Source organism: Leptospira wolffii serovar Khorat str. Khorat-H2 (genome assembly GCF_000306115.2).
GTDB lineage: Bacteria > Spirochaetota > Leptospiria > Leptospirales > Leptospiraceae > Leptospira_B > Leptospira_B wolffii.
In genome coordinates this window covers 585,995-603,369 of record NZ_AKWX02000004.1, presented here as the reverse complement: position 1 = coordinate 603,369, position 17,375 = coordinate 585,995, and the positions used below count along the sequence as shown (strand labels likewise).

Annotated in this window: 18 protein-coding genes; 16 read left to right on the top strand and 2 right to left on the bottom strand. The window is 45.3% G+C overall.

Going from position 1 to position 17,375, the window contains the following annotated elements:
• The first annotated feature begins 33 nt into the window (after positions 1 to 33).
• The 13 genes from LEP1GSC061_RS02785 to LEP1GSC061_RS02730 all read left to right on the top strand — a co-directional run bounded on the left by LEP1GSC061_RS02785 (position 34) and on the right by LEP1GSC061_RS02730 (position 11,146).
• Positions 34 to 1,716 (top strand): 30S ribosomal protein S1, encoded by a 1,683-nt coding sequence (locus LEP1GSC061_RS02785; protein ID WP_016543915.1) that lies wholly within the window; start codon positions 34 to 36, stop codon positions 1,714 to 1,716.
• Between the two features lie 18 nt (positions 1,717 to 1,734).
• On the top strand, positions 1,735 to 2,475 hold the full coding sequence (locus LEP1GSC061_RS02780) for a tetratricopeptide repeat protein (protein ID WP_016543537.1): 741 nt from the start codon (positions 1,735 to 1,737) through the stop codon (positions 2,473 to 2,475).
• Position 2,476: 1 nt separating this feature from the next.
• Positions 2,477 to 3,100: an ATP phosphoribosyltransferase gene (gene hisG, locus LEP1GSC061_RS02775; RefSeq protein WP_016543657.1), complete on the top strand. Its 624-nt coding sequence runs from the start codon at positions 2,477 to 2,479 to the stop codon at positions 3,098 to 3,100.
• Positions 3,101 to 3,195: 95 nt separating this feature from the next.
• Positions 3,196 to 3,396, top strand: coding sequence for a 50S ribosomal protein L32 (gene rpmF / locus LEP1GSC061_RS20955; protein ID WP_008593555.1), 201 nt, complete (start codon positions 3,196 to 3,198; stop codon positions 3,394 to 3,396).
• Between the two features lie 5 nt (positions 3,397 to 3,401).
• Positions 3,402 to 4,412, top strand: a complete 1,011-nt coding sequence (plsX, locus tag LEP1GSC061_RS02770) for a phosphate acyltransferase PlsX (RefSeq protein ID WP_016544165.1) — start codon at positions 3,402 to 3,404, stop codon at positions 4,410 to 4,412.
• A gap of 109 nt (positions 4,413 to 4,521) precedes the next feature.
• Positions 4,522 to 5,286 carry a 3-oxoacyl-[acyl-carrier-protein] reductase gene (gene fabG, locus LEP1GSC061_RS02765; RefSeq protein ID WP_016543678.1) on the top strand — a complete coding sequence of 255 codons (765 nt, stop codon included), beginning with the start codon at positions 4,522 to 4,524 and terminating at the stop codon, positions 5,284 to 5,286.
• Positions 5,287 to 5,859: 573 nt separating this feature from the next.
• Positions 5,860 to 6,093 carry an acyl carrier protein gene (acpP, locus tag LEP1GSC061_RS02760; protein ID WP_008594933.1) on the top strand — a complete coding sequence of 78 codons (234 nt, stop codon included), beginning with the start codon at positions 5,860 to 5,862 and terminating at the stop codon, positions 6,091 to 6,093.
• Between the two features lie 67 nt (positions 6,094 to 6,160).
• On the top strand, positions 6,161 to 6,898 hold the full coding sequence (rnc, locus tag LEP1GSC061_RS02755; protein ID WP_040507669.1) for a ribonuclease III: 738 nt from the start codon (positions 6,161 to 6,163) through the stop codon (positions 6,896 to 6,898).
• Positions 6,899 to 6,911: 13 nt separating this feature from the next.
• The gene (locus LEP1GSC061_RS02750; protein ID WP_016543642.1) at positions 6,912 to 7,373 is read left to right on the top strand and encodes an NUDIX domain-containing protein; all 462 of its coding nucleotides are present in this window, start codon (positions 6,912 to 6,914) and stop codon (positions 7,371 to 7,373) included.
• Positions 7,370 to 8,464 carry a 3-dehydroquinate synthase gene (gene aroB / locus LEP1GSC061_RS02745; protein WP_016543861.1) on the top strand — a complete coding sequence of 365 codons (1,095 nt, stop codon included), beginning with the start codon at positions 7,370 to 7,372 and terminating at the stop codon, positions 8,462 to 8,464. Before LEP1GSC061_RS02750 ends, aroB begins: the two co-directional genes overlap by 4 nt.
• A gap of 291 nt (positions 8,465 to 8,755) precedes the next feature.
• Positions 8,756 to 9,076, top strand: a complete 321-nt coding sequence (locus LEP1GSC061_RS02740; protein WP_016543772.1) for an energy transducer TonB — start codon at positions 8,756 to 8,758, stop codon at positions 9,074 to 9,076.
• 57 nt (positions 9,077 to 9,133) lie between these two features.
• Positions 9,134 to 10,003, top strand: coding sequence for a mechanosensitive ion channel family protein (locus LEP1GSC061_RS02735; protein ID WP_016544057.1), 870 nt, complete (start codon positions 9,134 to 9,136; stop codon positions 10,001 to 10,003).
• A gap of 63 nt (positions 10,004 to 10,066) precedes the next feature.
• Positions 10,067 to 11,146 (top strand): tetratricopeptide repeat protein, encoded by a 1,080-nt coding sequence (locus tag LEP1GSC061_RS02730; protein WP_016543506.1) that lies wholly within the window; start codon positions 10,067 to 10,069, stop codon positions 11,144 to 11,146.
• A gap of 44 nt (positions 11,147 to 11,190) precedes the next feature.
• Here the strand turns inward: LEP1GSC061_RS02730 and pyk are convergent, their stop codons facing one another.
• Positions 11,191 to 12,615, bottom strand: a complete 1,425-nt coding sequence (gene pyk, locus LEP1GSC061_RS02725) for a pyruvate kinase (RefSeq protein WP_016543431.1) — start codon at positions 12,613 to 12,615, stop codon at positions 11,191 to 11,193.
• Positions 12,616 to 12,716: 101 nt separating this feature from the next.
• Here pyk and LEP1GSC061_RS02720 point away from each other — a divergent pair, with 101 nt between their 5' ends.
• Genes LEP1GSC061_RS02720 through LEP1GSC061_RS02710 form a run of 3 tightly spaced genes read left to right on the top strand, consistent with a single transcriptional unit; the run spans position 12,717 to position 15,549 of the window.
• The gene (locus LEP1GSC061_RS02720) at positions 12,717 to 13,625 is read left to right on the top strand and encodes a histone deacetylase family protein (protein WP_198014226.1); all 909 of its coding nucleotides are present in this window, start codon (positions 12,717 to 12,719) and stop codon (positions 13,623 to 13,625) included.
• Between the two features lie 4 nt (positions 13,626 to 13,629).
• Positions 13,630 to 14,445 carry a hypothetical protein gene (locus tag LEP1GSC061_RS02715; protein ID WP_016543702.1) on the top strand — a complete coding sequence of 272 codons (816 nt, stop codon included), beginning with the start codon at positions 13,630 to 13,632 and terminating at the stop codon, positions 14,443 to 14,445.
• Complete coding sequence (locus tag LEP1GSC061_RS02710) at positions 14,446 to 15,549, top strand: SpoIIE family protein phosphatase (RefSeq protein WP_016544017.1); 1,104 nt, start codon at positions 14,446 to 14,448, stop codon at positions 15,547 to 15,549.
• On the opposite strand, the gene LEP1GSC061_RS02705 is transcribed toward LEP1GSC061_RS02710, so the two are convergent.
• On the bottom strand, positions 15,532 to 17,286 hold the full coding sequence (locus tag LEP1GSC061_RS02705; protein ID WP_232218348.1) for a hypothetical protein: 1,755 nt from the start codon (positions 17,284 to 17,286) through the stop codon (positions 15,532 to 15,534). The genes LEP1GSC061_RS02710 and LEP1GSC061_RS02705 overlap by 18 nt on opposite strands.
• Between the last annotated feature and the right edge of the window lie 89 nt (positions 17,287 to 17,375).

Below are 17,375 nucleotides of genomic sequence, written 5' to 3'. Positions count from 1 at the left end.
TCCCAAACTAATTAACCGAGTATTCCAGTCCGTATGAGTAGCCAACAAGACAAGTCCACTTTTGCAGAAGTTTTCAAACAGTGGGAAGAAAAGAAGAACGATGAAGCCGAAATCCGCAAGGACCAGGTGGTTGACGGTAAGGTCGTATCTGTCGATAACGATAACGTCTATGTGGCGATCGAAGGACTGAAACAAGAGGGGAGAATCCCTCGCTCCGATTTCGACGAAAAACCGGAAATCGGGAGTGTGGTAACCGCACTCGTAAAAAGAAAAGAATCCACCGATTCGGGTTGCATTCTTTCCAAAAAAGAAGCTGACCAAAGAAAAGGTTGGGAAGTCGTTAAGGACGCATTCAAAAACAATTACCAAGTCAGCGGACGTCTGGTAAATGAGATCAAAGGAAAAGGATACATCGTAAACGTAGAAGGTTCGGAACTTTTCCTTCCTGCATCCCAACTCAGCTACAAGTTTGGAGAAGGAGAAAATTATAAAGGAGTGGAACTTGATTTCAAAGTAATCGAGATCAACGAGAGAACCCGCTCCGGAGTCGTATCCCGCAAAAAACTTTTGGACGAAGTCAATAACGAGAAATGGGATGCTCTCGTCCAAAAAATCAATGTTGGCGACAAAGTAAAAGCCACCGTTTCCAAAATCGCAAGCTTCGGAGTTTTCTGCGATCTGGAAGGAGTAGTCGGTCTACTCAGACAAAAAGATATCTCTTACAAAAAATTCGCTCCATTCAAGCAATACTTCACCATCGGCCAAGAACTCGAATTGCAAGTTCTGGAGATGGACAAGGAAAACAATAAACTCGCTCTGGGCTTAAAACAACTCTACGAAGATCCTTGGGTCTGGGCGAAACGTTCCTTGGAAAAAGAAATGGTCATTCGTGGAACCGTTACTTCTCTCACCAATTTCGGCGCCTTTGTGGAGCTGAAAGAAGGTCTGGAAGGTTTGATCCATACTTCCGAATTGACTTGGGCAAAGAAGCCCCCTCATCCGAAAGAACTTTTGAAAAAAGGACAAGAAGTAGAGGCCCTGATTCTCGACATCGATTTCGAAAACAGAAGACTTTCTCTAGGCCTAAAACAACTCCAACCAAATCCTTGGGACACTCTTGGACCGGAAGTTAGAGTAGGAAACGTTCTTACCGGAAAAGTCACAGGCATCACCAAATACGGAGCTTTCGTAGAGGTGGAGAACGGAATCGAAGGTCTGATTCATATCAGCGATATCACCTGGGACGAAAAACAAAAGAACCCGACTTCTCTTCTGAAAAAAGGAGAAGAGGTAAAATACGTTATTCTAGACATCAATTTCGACGCTCAGAGAATTTCCTGCGGATTGAAACAATTGCAGGAACATCCTTACGAGGCTCTCAGAAACCGTTATCCTGCGGGTTCCGTAGTCCAAGGAAAGATCAAGAGCATCGTGGATTTTGGAATGTTTGTGGAAATCGAACCCGGCTTCGAAGGGCTCGTCCATATTTCCGAAATTCCCGGCGGGAAAGATACGAATTTGGCCGAATCTTATAAACCTGGCGATATAGTAAAATGCGCCGTGGTTAAGATCGATTCCAGAAACAAGAAGATCTCATTGTCCATTAAGGACTTCGACAAAGCACTGGAAAGAGAAGAAATGGCTAAGTATCTGAAGACTTCCGATACTCCTTCTCGCGAAAGTCTCGGTAGCTTTATCAACACCTCTTTGAAATAAGAGAAACTCGGGGTCCTAATGAAGCGGTTCGAACCAAAAACTGGAGCGTCTATTAAAGATTTGGATCCGTACGCGGATCTTACAGGAGCGGAGAGGGCCTTTGCCATCCTTTTCTCCAAAATCGGAGAGCATAAGAAGCCCGTTCTGATCGGTTTGATCGTTCTGATCGTTACAGTGGTTTCCGTAGTGGGTTGGAACGAATATAGAGCGGATCAGTTCAGAAAAGGAACGATCGCTGTCGAAATTCTGGAAAAAGAATTAGCTCTCAAACCTAATACGGACCTGGCGGAAAAAATCAAGCGCTACGAAGCGATCCAATCTACTTATCATTCTTCTCCTTCTTTAGAATTGCGTTTATCCAAAACCTTAGGCGATCTTTATGCTCGCAACGGCGAATTTGCGAAGGCTGCGGATAAATTGGAATGGGCGGGAAAGCAAATCGACGAACTTCCCGAAGTAAAGGCTTACTATTTCTATATCGCAGGCAATTATAGAGAAAGCGGAAACCAATTGGCCGAGGCCGAATCGGATTATTTCACGGCTTCTTCTCTTTTAGCCGGTCGTAAGAATATTTCCGGTTTTTACGCTTGGAGTCTATACCAAGCGGCAAGACTCAAAGTAAAGAACGGGAAGAAAGACGAGGCAAAGGAACTACTGAAAAAAGTTCTGGAACAGGACATTTCTTCTCCTTCAGAAGAATTCAAGTCGGTCAAAGAACTGGCGACCTACCTTCTTCTCAAAACCAGCCAGGGAAATTAAAATGCTGACTTTGGCCCTTCCGAAAGGACGGCTCGCCGAAGAGAGCATCGAATTGATGCTGGAAAGAGGCTGGCTTAGCGGCAAGCCCGATCCGGATTCCAAAGAACTCATCTACCGGGACCCGAAAGACAAGGTCCGTATACTTCTTGTCCGTTCTCAGGATGTTCCTACTTACGTGGAGCAGAATGCCGCCGATGCCGGTATTGTCGGATGGGACGTATTATTGGAGGGAGGTTACGATCTCCTTCTCCCTCTGGATCTGGGAATCGGAAAATGCAGATTATCCGTCGCCGCTCCGAAAGGCTGGAGTCTGAGTAATGGAGAAAGAAAGGTTCGGGTGGCGACAAAATATCCCAATATCGCCAAGGACTTCTTTCTTCGAAAAGGCATCAATTGCGAAGTCATTAAGTTGTATGGAAGTATAGAATTGGCTCCTCTCGTGGGACTTTCGGACTGTATTGTGGACCTGGTTTCTACCGGGGCGACTTTAAAGGCCAATAATCTGCAAGAGATCGAAATCATTCTGGAGTCCACGGCTAGGCTGGCTTTCAATCGTTCCGCTTTATATACCAAGAGGAAGGAGATCGGGGAATTCCTGGATACTTTCCGAGCGGTGAAGGTATAAAACCGCGGAGAAAACCGTAAAAATGAAAAACGGTTGTGAAATCTCCGCTTAAAAAAAACATAGTCGTAAATCGACCTTATCTATAGAGAAAAACAATGGCAGTTCCTAAGAGACGAAAATCCAAATCAAAAGTGAGGATGAAACGGGCCCACCACGCAATCGGAAAACCGAACCTGGTGCCCTGTCCGAACTGCAATTCCTTCCGCCCACCTCATAGAATCTGCCCAGTCTGCGGTTTTTATAAAGATCGCGTTGTGGTAGAACCGAAAGTTAGGAAGACCAGCGAAGAGAACTAATCACTATGTGGGTCGCCGTCGATGTCATGAGCGGCGACTACGGTCCTGATCGGATCGTAGAAGGTGCCGTCACCGCAGTCAAAGAGGACGGCCGTAAAGTAGTTCTAGTCGGTAAGGAAGAGGAAGTCAGTGAGATTCTCCTCAAATACGAATACGACACCGACAAAATCCGCATCGCCCACGCCGGCGAAATCATAGAAATGAACGACTCTCCCTCCATCGCGGTTCGTGCTATGGAGGATTCGTCCGTAGTTCAGGCCGCCCAGTTGGTTGCGGATAAGACATGCGTAGGAATGTTTTCTCCCGGAAATACGGGAGCCACTATGGCGGCGGCTTTACTTTATTTGGGTAGAATTCCAGGTGTTCTGAGACCTCCGATCGCCGCTCCGATTCCCAGAGAGAAAGGAGCTCCTACATTATTACTGGATGCGGGAGCCAATGTGGACTGCAAGCCCGAGTATCTGGCTCAATTCGGGATGATGGGAGAGATTTATTCCCGCTTAATATTCAATATTCCGAAACCTAAGGTGGGACTTCTTTCCAATGGAGAAGAAGATAAGAAGGGCAATTCGGTCACCCAAAAGGCTTTCGAATTCCTGAGAAAACTTCCCATAGATTTCGTAGGAAACGTGGAGGGGCGGGACCTTTATGGGGGAGGCAGGGATGTGGACGTCGTGATTTGCGACGGTTTCGTAGGAAACATAGTCCTAAAGGCGACCGAAGGATTGTCTAAATCCATTTTCAGCGTCCTAAGGGAAAGTATCGCTCAATCCAGTTTGGCTCAGACTGGTGCCTTATTATTGAAGCCCACTTTCACCGCGATCAAGAAGCGTTTGGATTACGCGGAATACGGAGGAGCCCTTCTCTTAGGAGTGGACGGGACCTGTTTGATAGGCCATGGGTCCTCCAACTCTCATGCGGTTCGAAACGCGATTCGAGTGGTGGTGGAATGCGCGGAAAGGGACGTAAATAGAAAGATCACCGAGCAGATCGAGAAATACAAATTAAACTCTTAGCAATTATACCGAATCTCTTCCCCCTGTAGACGATTGCCTATCACGAATCCACTTGACCCTATGGGACGCGAAAATACGCTAACCGCAGAATCTGGTAAGGAACAAATCAATGATCGATTTGAAAGGCAAAAACGCCATTATAACCGGGGCTGCCCGTGGAATCGGTAAAGCAACCGCGCTGAAATTGGCGCAAGCAGGCGCAAACGTTGTAATCGCCGACCTAAACGAAGAAGCAAGTAAGGCAACCGCCGAAGAAATCGCAAAAGCAACCGGAGTAAAGACTCTAGGAATCTCCGCAAACGTGGCAAACTCGGAATCCGCTCTTGCAGCTATCCAATCCGTAGTGGATGCTTTCGGTTCCGTGGACATTCTCGTAAACAATGCAGGAATCACCAAGGACACTCTTTTGCTTAGAATGAAGCAAGAACAGTGGGACGCTGTGATCGCGGTCAACTTGACCGGAACTTTCAACTGCACTCAAGCGGCGGTGAAATTCATGGCTAAGAATCCGAACGGAGGATCCATCATCAACCTTTCCTCCATCGCAGGGGTGAACGGAAATATCGGACAAACCAATTACTCCGCTTCTAAGGCCGGTGTGATCGGATTCACCAAGGCAGTGGCTTTGGAAATGGCTTCCCGTAAAGTGCGTTGCAACGCAATCGCTCCGGGATACATCCAAACCGAAATGACCGACGCAATTCCCGAAAAAATCCGTACAGCTATGGTCGCGGCTATCCCCCTAAAAAGAGCGGGACAACCGGAAGACATCGCAAACACGATCGCCTTCTTGGCCTCCGACCTCTCTTCCTTCATAACCGGACAGGTTATCGAGGTGAACGGAGGAGGATTCCTTCCCGGAGTCCAAGCCTAATCGATTTAGGTTCCACTTTCACCTAAATCTAATTCGGAAAACGGCCCGGGTTTTTGCCCGGGCTTTTTTTATCTCTTAGGTAGAAGGCGAGACACGGTTCTGAGTTGATATATGTTACAAAGATGGAATCCGAACGCCGTTAGAAGTTTGCTTCGTAAACCCTCGAGAAACGGTAGATAAGCGCTTTCTGATACGTTATTTTTTTGCCATATTTCGGGTCCTCTTATTCTCCATCGGATCGGCTTATAAACCCGTTTCTTCCGCATAATTTATATGATCGAACTTACGTTCAGCGATTATGCGTATATTAGAAATGTGACTTTTTGATTATCAAACTGTTTAGGTTCATTAGAGATTTGATTCTTGTCTCAAGTATGAAATTATAGAACGGCTTCTTTAGAGAAAATTCTGAAAAGGCTGAGCTTGAAATTTCAGGTTTTTTTCCCGATTTCATCCGTTATCGCTTGCCAAAACTTTTCGGATAAAAATGTTTAAAAATCGGTGGATGAATTAATCCCCAATTCTAAACCTAACTAAAACTTACATACCACTTCGGTGGTACGGAGGAAACAAATGGCAGATTTCGAAAAGATTAAGTCTATTATCGTTGAGCAACTTGGAGTGGACGAGTCCGAAGTGACTCCTGAAGCTCACTTCATTGATGACCTCGGTGCAGACTCTCTTGACACGGTAGAACTCGTCATGGCTCTTGAAGAAGAGTTTGGCGTTGAAATTTCTGACGAGGATGCTGAAAAGATCCAAACCGTCGGAGACGTAATTAAGTTCATCGACACTCTTAAGTCCTAATTGACTAGACCTCCGGGTTCTTACGGGAACTCGGAAGTCTTCTTTCCCTTCCTTTTATCAAAATCCTTTGATAAAAAATCACGAAAAATCGAATCAATCCGGCGATGACCCAAAGAGGGTGGTCCGTCTTGTGGATAAAATTGAGAAACTAGGAATTCGGTTTCGAAATCAGGAATTATTAAAAACCGCATTCGTTCATAGCTCGTTCCGAAACGAAAATCCGGAGTATGAAGAGCATAACGAAAGATTGGAATTCTTGGGAGATTCAGTTCTAGGTCTCGTTGTCTCCAAGTATCTATTTCATAAACATCCGAAAGCAAGCGAAGGGGAATTGTCCCGGAAAAAAGCTAAGCTCGTTTCTACGGCGGTCCTGAATGCGTTAAGCGATCGGTTGGGGCTAGTGGAATTCGTACTTTTGGGAAAAGGAGAAGGCCAAGGAAGCGCTCAAAAAAAATTGGGAGCAAATCTTTTCGAATCCTTGGTCGGCGCTCTTTACTTGGATCAAGGAATGGAATCTGCCGAGAAATTCATCCTAGACCATCTTATAGAATTCATTAAGAATTCGGATACCATGCAGGCGGCGACCGATTATAAAACCCTACTCCAGGAGATCTGTCAGAAGAAATTCAAGCATCTTCCCACATATCGACTCCTGAAGGAATCGGGGCCGGATCACGAAAAAATCTTCTATGTCAGCGTTCATATTCGAGATAAGTACTCGGCAGAAGGAAAGGGCAGGAATAAAAAGTATGCGGAACAAGATGCCGCAAGACAGATGCTGCAAATTCTAAAAATCAGGGTCTAAAAGATCGTAGGATATGGATTTCTTTTTCAAGAAAAAAGGACTTAGGGTCAGGGTAGCGGCACTCATCCGGAACCGGAAGGGAGAAATCCTTCTATTGCAGCAAAAGAAGAAGGAATCCTATTATTGGTTATTACCCGGCGGCGGGATAGAATTCGGAGAAAATGCCGAAGACGCCTTGAAAAGAGAATTGAAGGAGGAGCTTTCTCTGGATGTGACTAGCTCCAGTTTTCTTTTTCTGAACGAATCCATCGATCCTAAAGGAAATCGGCATCTTATCCAACTGGTTTTTCTGACCACGGTAAAGAAGCAGGATCCGACGGTGAACTTAAAGGAAAAAGCTATTACCGGATTCGGTTATTTTCCGCTCGGCGCGGTCTTGGAGATGGATATTCGACCGGACATTAAGGAATACCTTTCCTTAGGTAAATACAAGCCGTCCCCTTTCATACGCAGCCAATGGGTATACGATAAATGAATACGATCCCCGAAATCAAGATAAGAGCATTCTCGAAAGAATATAACGTTTCCTTATATCCCGATTTTAGGGGATTTGGAAAGGCAATCGGAAGCGTCTCCGGAGTATCTTCCGTTTTCATTCTTACTGAAAGAAAGCTTTCCGGATTATTCTCCAAATTTTACGAACCGGAACTCGCGGGATTAGGTCTGCCCGTCCACGAAATTTATCTTAAAGGCGGGGAGAAGAATAAGCACATCCTTCGCACGGCCGAAGTTTATAACCGGCTCATAGAGCTCGGTGCCGATCGCAAGAGTCTTATCATCGCTTTGGGAGGAGGAGTCGTAGGAGACTTTGCCGGATTCATCGCATCCACCTTCCAAAGAGGGATACGTTTCGCCCAAGTCCCCACTTCGTTATTGGCATGTGTTGATTCTTCGGTGGGAGGGAAAGTTGCGGTTAACGCGGATCTGGGCAAGAATATGATCGGCTCCTTCTACCAACCCGAATTCGTTTTCGTTCCTCTGATTGCTCTTTCCACTCTACCTAAGAAGGAATGGAGATGCGGAATGGCGGAGATTGTGAAACACGGCCTGCTTTCCGGAGGAGAATATCTGGAAAAGATCCGTTCTCACGGAGAGGAAGTTTACGACCATACCTCTCCCGTGCTGAAGGAATTGATCGAAGGATCCGTTCGTTTTAAGGCGAAGGTGGTCAGCCAGGACGAAAGAGAATTAGGACTTAGAAAGATCCTGAACCTTGGACATACGACTGCTCACGCGATAGAATCCCTGACTCAATATAGAAAATATTCTCACGGAGAGGCCGTTGCGATCGGACTCTTTACCGCGATTCTACTCTCTACCGAAAAACAAGGTTTGGATCCTAGTTGGATAGAGGAGACCCGCAAGATTCTCGTCGCTTACGACTTGCCTTACAAAGACAAAAGCAAATCCGTCCAAGTTGCAAAACATACTCTTCACGATAAGAAGAATGTGGGAAATTCGGTGCGTTTCGTTCTATTGGAGGCGCCCGGGAAGCCGGCCTGGGATATTCCCGTGGAACTGGAAGAAATCGCCCGAGCATTTCGAAAGCAGAAAAAAGAATTTTAGCCTTTCCGGTTTCGTTATAAGAAGACCGACAATCCTATAACTTTGCGTCTCTATCCACTCGGTTTTGAAAAAAAAATCTCAATTTATGACTTTCTCCGAAGAACGCGGAATATATTCTCAGTTGCGGTTATTTGTAGAAGAATGAAGTCGATTCAAATTCTATTATTTCTATTTTCGCTCTGTCTAATCTCGCCCAAGGATAGTATTGCAATCAACTTCCAGAATAAAAGTAAGGATGGCGAATACGTTAAGGGTCGGATCGATAAAAAACGAATTTCGTGCGGCAAAATAGTGAACGGTAATATTCGCGAATCGACATATCAAGAAGGAGGTTATATTCATCTTTCGATCGATTTTAGTCTGAGTGATTTCTATCCTCAGTCCGCGAAGGATATAGGAATATCCGAATGTTCCGTGATTACATATATCGTAGTGACAAAAGATGGATATTTAAAGAATTATTGTATCCAGAGTAACTCGTGTAATTTTCCGGATTTCGATTTTGCTGCCATAGAAATATTGGAAAGAGTGAAATACACTCCTTGTGCAGCGAACGGCAAGAACGAAACCTGTTATCAGAAAGTTCCTCTTAGATTTACACTCGCTCCTTAACAAATTAACCTTGCTTTCGCCCGGAGCCGCTCTACCTTTGGGTTTCTTTTTACGGTCATGGAAGAAATACTTAAGCTCATCAATCCTTTCTATCTTTTACAAGTGAAGGAAAGATCGATTACGGAAGAATTCATTCTTATCGTATATTTTATCCTGAGTCTGGTGGTGATCTATAAGACGTTCGTTACGATCGTGGATCGGGTCCGACCTCCCGCGGACAATTCGGTGCGATACAATCGTAGGAGATTGACCCGGATTTTATTCGTTCTAGTCGGCGCGATTTCTCTTTTGCCCATTATTTTTTCCGGTCTGGCTTATCTTCCTACGGTCATGGGACTTGCTGGTGCGGGTATCGTAATTTCCTTAAAAGACATCACGCTCAACTATGTGGGTTGGTTTTTGATCCACGGGAGTAACGGATTCGAGGTGGGGGATAGGATCGAGTTGGACGGAATCAAGGGGGACGTCGTCAATATAGGGATCAACCGCTTTACCTTAATGGAACTGAGCCCTGATCCCAAATCGGAACAATCCACGAATCGTTTGGTCCATTTTCCGAATCATTCCGTGATTCTGCATAAGGTTTATGTAGTTAAGGAAAAATTAGGATTCGTTTGGGACGAGTTTCGACTCAAGCTTCCTTACGGATCCGATTGGGAAGCGGCGGAGAAGATATTGAACGGGATTCTACATAACGGTTCCGTGATAGACCAGCATAAGATAGATTATTCGGTTCGTGAGCTTTCTAAGAACTATCTGGTGAGACTCGGTAAGACGAGTCCTATTATTTATGTGAATATAGAGGAAGGCGGGATTCTTTTTTCTCTCCGTTACCTCACTCATATTAAGGAAAAGAGAAACCAAAAAGCTCGGATTTCCAGAGAGGTTTTGAAAGAGTTTGCGGATGCGGGAATCCGTTTATTATGAACGAGTCCTTGTCCGAAAAACGAATCCGACGGATATAACTAAATAAGGATAGGGAGAATTCAGTTGAACGTCTTTTATACCATCATTTCGAAACGTACCGTTCTTACATTCGGAGTTCTTGTCTTAGTTCTTTTTTCCTTCGTTTCCGAATTGTCGGCCAAGGAGGAAAAGGAATCCCCCTTGGACAAGGCCAGACACTTCGTGGAGAAAGAGGATTTCAAATCCGCTTTGAAAATTCTTCTGGAATACGAAAAAACCACGCCGGAAGACGATTTGCTCTTTTATCGGATCGGTCTTTGTTATTTTCGTATAGGCGAGGATAAGAATGCGCAAACCTATTTAAAGAAAGCGATCCAACTCAATCCGAATCATCCGATTTATCACGATCTCTTAGGGGCGACCTATTATATTTCCGGCAATCGATCGGAAGCGGAAAAATCTTTTCTGAATTGCGTCGCTCTCGAGCCCAACTCTCCGAATGCGTTGACGATGCTGGGATTGCTCTATTCGGAGAAGCAGGATTTCGAAAAAGCGAAGGAGTTTTTCTCCAAGACTCTTGCATTGAACCCGGAAGATGCGACTGCGAATTTTAATTTAGGTCGTATCTATTTTAACGAAGAGGATTGGTCGAACGCAAAAAAACATCTAGGTTCGGCGTATTCCCAGGATCCGGACGGTTATCCGGTCGTGAGCCTTCTTTTGGAGACTTCGTTTCGATTGAAAGAATTCTCCGAATCGGATAAATACAGAAAGGATCTCTTTCGAATCCGAAATCAATCTCAGGATCCTAGGATCAAAAGCATAAAGTATTTCCGCTTCGATAGCTTTTTGTATAAGGACTTCATCGTAGTTGCCAGAGAGAGTTTTCAGAAAGAAGGGGACTTGTTTTATTATTATGTATTTTCCGTGTATGATAAGGAAGGTAAATTGGTGAGAGAGATCAATTTGGAATCTTCTTCCTTTTTGAAGGAAAGAGGCTTGGAATTCATCATCGGAATGAACGTGCCACAAAGCGGAGCCGTGACCCATTCTACCTCGAATATCGCCTTCGCAAAAATGCCTCCTTACGACGAGCTTCGAACCATCGTATCGGATATCATAGACGGAAAAGTCCATTTTCCGGCTTCTTCTTCCAGTAAGTAAGAAAGGATTTCTTTATATATTGGGAAATGAAAGCGGACGTGATCTTATTTAATCTTATAAATCTGTAAAAAGTCCACGGATTTTGCCTGCCCACCGGGAGCACCGGAGAGAATCACGACTATATCTCCCGGAGTCAGCATCCCGTCTTCCGGAAGTTTGGTTTCCATATAACGGATCATGTCGAAGAAGGTTTCCATAAAAGGCATTACGTAGGGCTGCACCCCTCGGTATAATTTCATCTTACGGGCCGTCGCCAAGTAAGGTGTGAAAGATAGGATCGGAACCTTGGGGCGCATCTCGGAAGTGATCAAAGCAGAGTATCCGCTCCGCGTAAAATTGACGATGGCTTTAGCGTTTATATCGTGAGCGATTTCCCTTGCCGCGGATCCTAAAGCCGCTCTTTCCACTTCTAGTTCGGTTTTTTTCAGATTCCAATGAATCTCGTAGATTCTGTCCAGATTTTCCGTTTCTCTCAAAATCTTTGCCATCATCTCGGCGGATTCCACAGGATATTTTCCGCTGGCGGATTCTCCGGAAAGCATGACCGCGTCGGTCCCGTCCATAACGGCGTTTGCGACATCGCTCGCTTCGGCTCGAGTGGGTCTCGGATTTTCCACCATGGATTCCAGCATCTGTGTGGCTGTAATCACGGGTTTACCGGCTCTATTGGCCTTATATATTAATTCTTTTTGAAGAACCGGAACTCTTTCCGTTTCCAATTCCACGCCCAGGTCACCTCTTGCGATCATGATTCCGTCGGCCGCGTCTATGATTTCGTCGATATTACGAATGGCTTCGGGTCTCTCTATCTTGGCGATCAGACCGGTTTGGGTCCCTCTCATGATTTCTCGAGCCAGTTCCAGGTCGGAGGCTCTTCTTACGAAGCTCAATGCGACGTAATCCACTCCTAAATTGAGCGCAAACTTCAGATCCGACAGATCTTTCTCGGAAAGTGCTGGGGCGGAGATGGGAGTTCCCGGCAAATTGATTCCTTTGTTGCTTTTTAATATGCCTCCGATTATAACTTTCAGAACGGCTTCTTTTCCCGTTTTGGATTCCACTTCCAAAACGAGTTTACCGTCGTCGACCAACAGTTTGTCTCCGGAACGAAGATCATCGATCATCGCGGGATAAGTGGTTCCGATCGCATCGGAATCTCCCAGATATTCGGTATCGCCCAAGAGTCGGATCTTTTTTCCCTTTTCCAGATCTATCTGGGGAACCCGGAGTTTGCCGGTTCTGATTTTCGGACCTTGGAGATCCGCCATGATTCCCAAGGGAACTCCGGAATCGGATTCGCATTTTCGAAGTTTTTCGAAAACTCTTTTGTGGTCTTCGTGGGTTCCGTGGGAAAAGTTCATCCTCGCGATGTCCATTCCCGCCCGTAAAAGCGCCGTTATAGTAATTTCATCAGAGGAAGAGGGGCCGATCGTGCAGACGATTTTCGTTTTCTTTTCCGGGCTAAACATGAATGGGGACCTCCGAAAATTTGGACGTATTTAAGGACGCGATTTCGTTCTTTACGAGGCGAAACGGAAGACTAAGCTTGGGAAAAAAAAGGCAAGCGCCCTTGCGACAACAGTTAGAACGGCTCGCACTAGTTTATCATCCGGAATACAATATGGACTTAGGGCCGCACGTATTCCCAGCAAGAAAATACGCGATGATCTACAATCAAGTCAAGGAAGATCCGAAACTTTCTTCCTTGCCGGCCCTCCAACCGGCTCCGGTCGGGACGGAGGAGTTGAGCCTGGTCCACACCCCCGAATTTCTCTCCGACTTTATGAATTTGCGATACACCGATCGCACTATGTATTCCGAACTTCCCTTGAACCAGGCCATTGTGAGAAGTTTTTGCCTGGGGGTGGGAGGAACCGTCCTCGCGACGGAAGCTACCGAAAATTATAAATACGTATATCATATCGGCGGCGGATTTCATCACAGTATGCCGGACCGCGCGGAAGGGTTCTGCTATCTGAACGATGCCGCAGTGGCCACGAAACTTTATCTGCAAAAGCATCCGGGAAAAAAGGTCTTGTACGTGGATTTGGATCTCCATCAGGGAAATGGAAACGCGAGAATTTTCCAAGGAGACGAGTCCGTTTGGACTTTTTCCATGCACCAGGAGGATTTATATCCCAAGAAAGAGAAGTCCAGTCTGGACGTGCCTCTAGAAAACGGAACCGGTGATAAGAAATATTTAGCCGCCTTGGAACAGGGACTGGAATCGATTCGGGAAAAATTCAAGCCGGATCTAATCTACTATTTTGCCGGGGCGGATCCCTTCGAAGACGATTCGCTAGGCGACTTAAAACTTACCTTCGAAGGACTGAAATTAAGGGATAAAACCGTGAAGGCCTTCGCGGATTCTCTGGATATTCCCGTAGTGATTCTTCCTGCGGGTGGATATGCGAGGAATTTCCACGATACTGTTCGGATTCATTTCAATACTATTCGGGTGTTCGCCTCTTTAGTTTAGAAATATGAGTATATTCTCCAGCTCAGATAAATCCGCCTCAGGGCAAAATTATATCGATCCAGACGCATTGGGATTGATCGACGTAAATCGGGAATTCAAGACCCACCTGGGTATAGAGGACACTCTATTCAATCGTTTCTCCGCCTCCGAGGTGGATCAATTACTGCAAGAAGCCGGCATGTTTGAGATTCTTTCTTTCCGGGGCTTTAAGGAAACCAAATTGGAGATCCACGGAATCTCCGATGTGGACAATCGTATTTTCATCAAGACAAAAGAGAATGAGATACTCGTACATATGAGATTGAAATTCTCCGATTTTCTCTTCAAGAAGGTCCAAGAATCCTTTCCGATGGTTTATATCGATTGGCTCCTGAGCCAGAACGTACGCCTGGGAAAATTAGGGGAAAAGAAGAAGCTTTTCGAGGGCCAGGAGTATCCCGGCCTGAATATCATGAACGAGATCACTCTATTTATCCGAATGCTTGCGAAAAAAATCGGAGCCGCGGGAGCCTTTAATATTCCCGAATATTTTCACGACGCGGTCCTCTTTCACAAGAATTTCCGCTATTTAGCTCCCGAAAAAGAAGGGGAGTTTCGGGCCCTTCTCCGTTCTTTTAAAAAAGAGAATCTTCGAAGTCTCTCCGGAGCGATCCACTCCAAAAAAGTTTTAGATCAAAGAACGGGCGAGCCGTACACATGGACTTACGGGGAGATGGTCTCCTGCATTAATTCGTATCTCGAAAAATCCTTGTTCGACGAGGAGTATGATTCTATCGTTGCCAGAATTTCCGAGACTCGGGAATTCTCTAGGATCGAATAAATGACAGCAATCAACATCAAGCCTGAGATTTTGATCATAGACGACGATCGGGATGTCGGCGAAGCGTTGGAGGTCCTACTCTCTAAACTCGGTTATAATTCCACTTTTTTTGATTCCGTGGATCGGGGAAAAGAATACTTCGAAAAGGAAAGCAACCCGATCGTGTTTCTGGACATTCATATGCCTAGAACGAGCGGGTTGGACGTCCTACCTTACTTCAAAAATCTGAATCCTGCCACCCAGGTCATCATGATGACCGGAGAAAGGGATATCAATAATGTGGTCACTTCCCTGACCCATAAGGCTTCCGATTTTCTACTTAAGCCTTTTTCCTTACAGACGGTAAGGATTGCGGTTCAAAGAGCACTGGATTATTACACTCTTTTAAAGGAGAAGGAAGCAAGGGACGAGAGTATACTAAGAGATCTCAGACTTGCTTCTAAGATCCAAAAAAAAATTCTTTCCGTACCCGATCTTTCTCCTTTGCAGGTGGCGGTGGACAATACTCCCGCGTCCTTCGTGAGCGGGGATTTTTACGTTCTCTCCAAAGTAGGCGACAATGTTTTGGCATTGCTCGGCGATATCGAAGATCACGGGGTCACTTCCGGACTCATCGGACTATTGATGACTAGCGTTGCCAGGGAAGCTTACAAGGAAGATCCGAATCCGTCGCATATTCTCAAGAGAATGAATGCGGAACTTTCCCAAGAGATCGGAACTCATAGCCTTACGGCTGCGGTGGTCGTATTAAATCTTTCTAAAAAAACCATTACGTATGCGAGGGGAGGACATCCTTTTCCGGCACTTTATGAAAAATCCGGCCAAAAGCTATTGAACGAAAAATCGGGGCAGCTCCTCGGAATCATGGACACGATGGAATTCGAATCCCACGAGATTTCCTATTCTCCTGGAGACGTACTATTTTTATATAGCGACGGATTATTGAATAACCTATCCAGCCCCTTATTCGTCGATTTGGCCGAATTGAGGAAGAAGGATGCGGAAATATCGGAATACGAGGAAAAGATCAAGGCATTCGGCAAGGCCAGCCTTCCTACCCGGGAATTCCGGGACGATTCCAGTTATTTACTCATTCGTTTTTGAGGGACTTGGAATTTCCCTTTTTTTGTCCGGGGCGTTCGGAAAGGATCCTTTTCTAATATTAAAAAAGATTAATTCAGGTAGCGAGAAGAACGCGGACTGAAGTCCGTCTTGGACCCGCTTCCCTTTGTCGAACGGAAGAGTGAAAATTCCCAATCCGAAATTCCCCAGTCCCCAACCTAAATTGATTATTCCGTATACAGGTCTTAGAAGCAGGATATCGTCCGTGAAGAATAGGAAGGAAGAATCTTCCGCGTTAGATTTATAAAGGCTGGAACTGAGAGTATTGGATTCCTTAAGATAGGTTTTCCAAGAACTCCCTTTCTCATACATTTTCCGGAGTTCCTCTTTGCGATACGAGAGTTCTTCGACGGTTTCCTCGGGAGCCCAGTTTTCCAGAATCGCCTCGTAAGCTAAAAAAGGGATGAAAGCTAACGAATTGACCGGATCGATTCTTTTTCCCAGTGCGGATCGGTATTCTTCCTCGCTCAAGGATCCATCCAGAACGTCGAATAATTCCGTGGTGCAATTCCTGCGGATAAGTTTAAAATCGTAAAATATCCTAAGTTCTGAGTAATAATCTTTCTCTCTTTTTTCGGCGACGGAGATCAGATTTTTTAATTCCTTCTCCGAGGGAATCGGGAAGGGATAGATCCTTTCTCCCGAAAGATTCGGAGATAAAGGATCGAATGTGTTTCGGATGGATATGTTCCTAGACATTCCGGTTCTAAGCTCCCAATCCCGATTTTCCAGATCTTCCCAGAGGCGGTATAGATCCTCGCTCGGATTGTTTGAAGTCCCGAATTCTTGCCTAATGTTTCTCGCAGCTTCCAGTAGAATCCCGGAATCCTTCTTTATAGAATCCTTATTTTCTAATATGGTAGAAACAGATATCGTTTCGACGTTTTCCGGAAAGGAAATAAGGAAGGTGGCTCTATCGTTTTCCAAGGACTTTTCCAAAACTAGGATCCTTGCTAGATTCACCAAGAATGTGTTTCCCCATCCGGAATCGTTTTCTTCCAGTAGTCCGATCGAATTCTCGAAAAGGGATTCCTGTAATTTAACGAGTCTTTTTCTCTCTTCTTCCGAGAATCCTTCGGATGAGGATTCGAAGATCGTATCTTCTGAAAGCCCGAAGTCCCCACTAAGTAATTCTAAGGCCGCTAATTTTTCCAAGCGAGAAAGAAACCAAGAGGACGGGCCTCCTTTGTAGAACGGATACTTATCCTTTGCGACCTCCGGAAGAACCTGGAAAGACTCGAATCTTTTCTCCTCGACCGCTTTTTCCAATTCCGCCTTCAAGGAAGATCGGACCTTTCCGATCCATTCTTTCCCCTTCTTCTTATAGAGTTCTTCCCTGATTTTATCCATCCAAGGAGACCTATTTCCCGGAGCAAAATAACCTAGAGAGCGGATATTGATTTTTCTTTTCGGAGAAGCGAGTTCCGATAGGAATCGAAGGTCTTTTCGGAGAGAGTCCAGATTATTCAAATGCTTGAATTGCAATACGGAGACCTTGTCGAAACCTTCCTGGATTTTTTCGAAATCCGATTCTTTCAGTCGGATTCTTGTGATCTTACTCGTTCGATTGGAATAGATATTATAAGAATAGGAGAAGCGACTGTAAGGTTCTCGAACCGCTCGAAAGATCCCGTCCGGATAATATTGAAAATGAAAAACGGTATCCCCGAATCTAAGAGCGGAATGCCCTCCGCTGGATTGGCCTGTATTGGCGTCCACATATACGAAATCCAGAAACTTGTCCTGAGAATATAATGAAAATGGAATAAATAAGAATAGAATGAAGAGGCGGCTCTTGGATAAAAGCC